Origin of the sequence: Roseomonas rosulenta (assembly GCF_016106005.1) — a bacterium.
Taxonomy (GTDB): domain Bacteria; phylum Pseudomonadota; class Alphaproteobacteria; order Acetobacterales; family Acetobacteraceae; genus Neoroseomonas; species Neoroseomonas rosulenta.
In genome coordinates this window covers 1-1,938 of sequence record NZ_JACADR010000477.1, presented here as the reverse complement: position 1 = coordinate 1,938, position 1,938 = coordinate 1, and the positions used below count along the sequence as shown (strand labels likewise).

The following is a 1,938-nucleotide window of genomic DNA, read 5'->3' as shown; positions in this document are numbered from 1 at the left end:
GCCCACCCGCCGCCAGCAGCGCCGCCGGCGGCAGGTGCAGCAGGCCGGCGAGCGCCGCCGGGTCGCCCAGCGCCCACCACAACGCGGCCCCCACCAGCGCGAGCTTCAGCAGCGTGCGCAGGAACTCGATCGCGCCCTCGGGCCCCAGGATGCGCTTCAGCGCCGCGAAGGGATTGATGCGCGCGGCCTGCGGCGCCAGCCCCTTGGCCGAGACCAGCCCCCGCGTCTGCAACATGGTCGCGCCCAGCGCCCCCGCACCCGCCAGCACCACCGCCGGCAGCGCGGCCAGCATCCCGAGCCGGCCCAGTTCGACCGCGGCCACCATGGGCGGGATCTCGTGCGCGCGTTCCAGCACGGCGCGCAGGCCGCGCAGCATCTCGGTCCCCGCCGGCGGCAGCGCGATCATCAGCCCGAGCACGCCGCCGCCCAGCGCGCCGAATCCGGCCAGCTCGCGCGAGACGGCGACCTGCCCTTCCTCGCGCGCCTTCTCGATGCGCCGTGGCGTCGCGGCTTCCGTGCGGTCTTCCGCCTCGCCGGATTGCCCACCGCCCTCGGCCATGGCTCAGCGCAGCCCGGGCAGGGCCAGGAAGGCCGCGCGCGCCGCTTCCCCGAAGGTGCCGAGCAGCGCGGGCATCACTGCCGCCAGCAGCGCCAAACCCAGCAGCACCTGCCCCGGGATCGCCACGAAATACACCTGCACCTGCGGCGCGATGCGCGCGAGCAGCCCCAGCGCGACATTGATGACGATCGCCGCCACCACGAAGGGCGCGGCGAGGCGCAGCGACAAGGCGAGGCTCTCCGCCGCCGCCGCCGCGAAGGCCTCCGCCCCCGCGCCGGCCGGAAAGGGATCGCCCGGCGGCAGCAATGCGTAGGATTCCGCCAGCGCGCGCAGCGGAATCGCATAGAGCCCGCTGGAGAGCACCAGCACCACCGCGGCCAGCGACAGCAGCCGCCCCGGCGCCGTGCCGAGCCCCCCCAAAGCCGGGTCCGGCACCATCGCCTGCGCGAGGCCCAGCAGCAGCGCGACCATCTGCCCCGCCACCGCCATCGCCATCACGATCAGCCGCGCCAGCCCGCCGAGCCACAGCCCGACCAGAACCTCGAGCAGGATGATCCGCACCGCCTCCGCCGCGCTGTCCGGCGCCTCGGGCAATCCCGGCGCGACCGCCGGCAGCAGCACCAGCACCAGCGCGAGGCCGAGGCCGAGCCGGATGCTCGCCGGCACCTCCTCCTCGCCGAGCCCCGGCAGGACCATCACCGCCGCCCCCAGCCGCGCGAAGGCCAGCACCGCCTGGAAGGCCAGGGCCGGCAGCGCGGCGAGGATGGCGGCCTCCTCCACCCGCTCAGCCCTTCAGCCCAACCTCGACCACCGCCTGGAACAGGCTGCCCGCATAGCCGCGCAGCACGCCCGCCATGAAGGGGCCGAGCAGCACGAGGGCCGCCGCCAGCACCGCCACCTTGGGCAGGAAGCCGAGCGTCGCCTCGTTCACCTGCGTGAGGGCCTGCAGCACCGCGATCACCAGGCCGGCGATCAGCATCAGCACCAGCAGCGGCCCGCCGATCTGCAGCGTGACCCACAGCGCCTCGCGGCTCGCGAGCGCGACCTCGTTCACGGCCGGACCTTTTTCCGGCGCGGGGCGGGCATGGCGCGCGCCTAGATCGGCATGCGCATCACGTCCTGGTAGGCGGCGACCACGCGGTCGCGCACCGCCACGGCGGTCTGCAAGGTGAGTTCGGCCCGCCCCACGGCGAGCACGACATCGGTGACGCTGCCCTGCCCGGTCAGCGCGCGGGTGGAGGCGGCGTCGGCCTCGCGCCCGACCTCGACCGCCTGTTCCATCGCACGGGTCAGCGCGGCGCCGAAGCCGGCACCGCCCTGGCCGGCCTGCGCCGCGCCGGGCAGCGCATCCGCGGCGCGATAGGCGGCCGCGGCACCGG

At 75.7% G+C, this 1,938-nt stretch carries 4 protein-coding genes; all 4 read right to left on the bottom strand.

What is annotated here, in order from left to right; genetic code table 11:
• Positions 1 to 559, bottom strand: a 559-nt coding sequence (locus tag HW578_RS26025) for an EscU/YscU/HrcU family type III secretion system export apparatus switch protein (protein ID WP_198373610.1), incomplete at its 3' end; no start/stop codon positions are given.
• Positions 560 to 562: 3 nt separating this feature from the next.
• Positions 563 to 1,339, bottom strand: coding sequence for a flagellar biosynthetic protein FliR (locus HW578_RS26020; RefSeq protein WP_198373609.1), 777 nt, complete (start codon positions 1,337 to 1,339; stop codon positions 563 to 565).
• Between the two features lie 4 nt (positions 1,340 to 1,343).
• Positions 1,344 to 1,613 carry a flagellar biosynthetic protein FliQ gene (locus HW578_RS26015; RefSeq protein ID WP_198373608.1) on the bottom strand — a complete coding sequence of 90 codons (270 nt, stop codon included), beginning with the start codon at positions 1,611 to 1,613 and terminating at the stop codon, positions 1,344 to 1,346.
• A gap of 41 nt (positions 1,614 to 1,654) precedes the next feature.
• Positions 1,655 to 1,938: flagellar hook-basal body complex protein FliE (locus tag HW578_RS26010; protein WP_198373607.1), on the bottom strand; the 284-nt coding region annotated here is incomplete at its 5' end.